This window comes from Agrobacterium sp. MCAB5 (assembly GCF_052114365.1).
In the GTDB taxonomy this organism is placed as follows: Bacteria; Pseudomonadota; Alphaproteobacteria; order Rhizobiales; family Rhizobiaceae; genus Agrobacterium; species Agrobacterium tumefaciens.
The window spans coordinates 1-1,646 of the sequence record NZ_JBFREP010000032.1; the positions used below are offsets into that span (position 1 = coordinate 1).

Here is a 1,646-nt window from a genome sequence, read left to right on the forward strand (position 1 = left end):
GCAGCCGCGTGAAGCCGCGTGAGAGCGGCGACCGGATGTGAGGTTGTATAGGCCCGAGAACCGGGCCGGTAATTGCTATGGGCTCAGACCGTGGATCCGCCTACGAAGGAGAAATTCGATGCCACTCGAATGAACAATTGACAAAAATCCTGATGTGAAAGGATATGAACCAGCGACCCTGCTRATCAATTTTCCTCGGTTGGGAGATTGTCTTACCAAAGCAATTTCTTGGCAAGATTTGAATGAGATCGACCAGCCTCTTCATCTCATCGCGCCAGCTAGCRTYACTGATTGAAGCGCCGTGCRGAGATWAAGCACGATAAAATCCGCATAATTGCGGAGATYAAACTTGCTATTCTCCGCATCCAATATCSSTCTTGTTCCCAATTTGGGAATGCGGTAGACAAAGATTATGCAGATCATCGCCAAGTCTACATTGAGRCAATKCTGGGAGCTTCACACTCACGCCGAGACGCCCCTAAAAACGTGGCACGCGATGGTCAGCAARGCCGAATGGATGACGCCGGCCGATGTGAAGGCAACATTTGGCGCGACGGTAGATTTCGTTTCCGACAGTCGCATCATTTTCGACATATCGGGCAACAAATACCGGCTCATTGTCCACGTCGCCTACCCCTACAAACGAGTACTGATCAAGTTCATTGGCACTCACAAGGAATATGACCAGATTAACCCGGAGACAGTGTAATGGACAACATCCGCGCCATCAGAAACGATGATGACCTCGCATGGGCCATTGCAGAGGTCAGCCAGTATTTCGATAACCCGCCCGATCCTTTCAGTACCGATGGTATGCGCTTCGATGTCCTTTCCGATCTCATCGAAGCGTACGAAAACAAGCACTACCCCATCGATGCACCCGAGCCGATTGAACTTATCAAGGCCCACATGGAGCTGACAGGACGCAGCCAGAGTGACCTCGCGACGCTGTTCGCTTCTCGTTCTCGTGCATCCGAAGTGCTGAACAAAAAGCGTGCTCTGACTGTCGAAATGATTCACCGGCTGCACAAGGAATGGGGAATTCCTGCCGATTGCCTCGTTGAGCCTTATCATCTTGACGGTCCGGAASTGAAGTACGCCTGACGACTGCCAGCGTCRTTCCAGAATTCCAGCTAACGCCYGGAGACCAGTCATGATGGCATTGCCAAGTTGTTTAGCGTTGGGTGCGATCGACGCCGTGTCGCCAGTTTCAGATTGTCATTTCAGCGGCATACTGCGCCCACAGGCTGAATGCATCAGCCCGCGCATGGCGGTATGAAATGGCGGTCAGAGTGTAGCGGCGGGGACGAAAGATCGTGTTGATTTGATCGTGGGCCGACAGGAAGCGCTGTGCCTGTCGTGTCGACTTGAACCGACCCATGATCTTCTCGCGTTTTCGGGTCTGCCGGTGGGAATTTTCAATTCGGTTGTTCAGCCCCTTGTGCGCCCGGTGATCGGCATCCGGAGCGATGGCCTGGATCGGCACCACGTAGCTGCCCAGTTTGTCCGTCACGACCACGCGCGGCTGACCAAACTGCCTGACCAGCCTGGAGAAGAAGCGTCTGGCGGCCCTGCTGTTGCGGCGAGCCTGAACCAGGATATCGAGAACATCGCCATTGGCATCGATGGCGCGCCAGAGCCAGAAC

General features: G+C 53.9%; 3 protein-coding genes. 2 read left to right on the forward strand and 1 reads right to left on the reverse strand.

The genetic code is table 11. The features are described 5' to 3' along the window. Positions 1 to 412 precede the first annotated feature (412 nt). Both AB4Z23_RS27050 and AB4Z23_RS27055 read left to right on the forward strand, forming a co-directional pair. Positions 413 to 709, forward strand: a complete 297-nt coding sequence (locus AB4Z23_RS27050) for a type II toxin-antitoxin system HigB family toxin (RefSeq protein WP_441361129.1) — start codon at positions 413 to 415, stop codon at positions 707 to 709. Further along, positions 709 to 1,104, forward strand: a complete 396-nt coding sequence (locus AB4Z23_RS27055; protein ID WP_441361130.1) for a helix-turn-helix domain-containing protein — start codon at positions 709 to 711, stop codon at positions 1,102 to 1,104. Before AB4Z23_RS27050 ends, AB4Z23_RS27055 begins: the two co-directional genes overlap by 1 nt. 106 nt (positions 1,105 to 1,210) lie before the next feature. Here AB4Z23_RS27055 and AB4Z23_RS27060 read toward each other — a convergent pair. Beyond that, the coding region (locus AB4Z23_RS27060) for an IS6 family transposase (RefSeq protein WP_441361131.1) at positions 1,211 to 1,646 on the reverse strand (436 nt) is incomplete at its 5' end.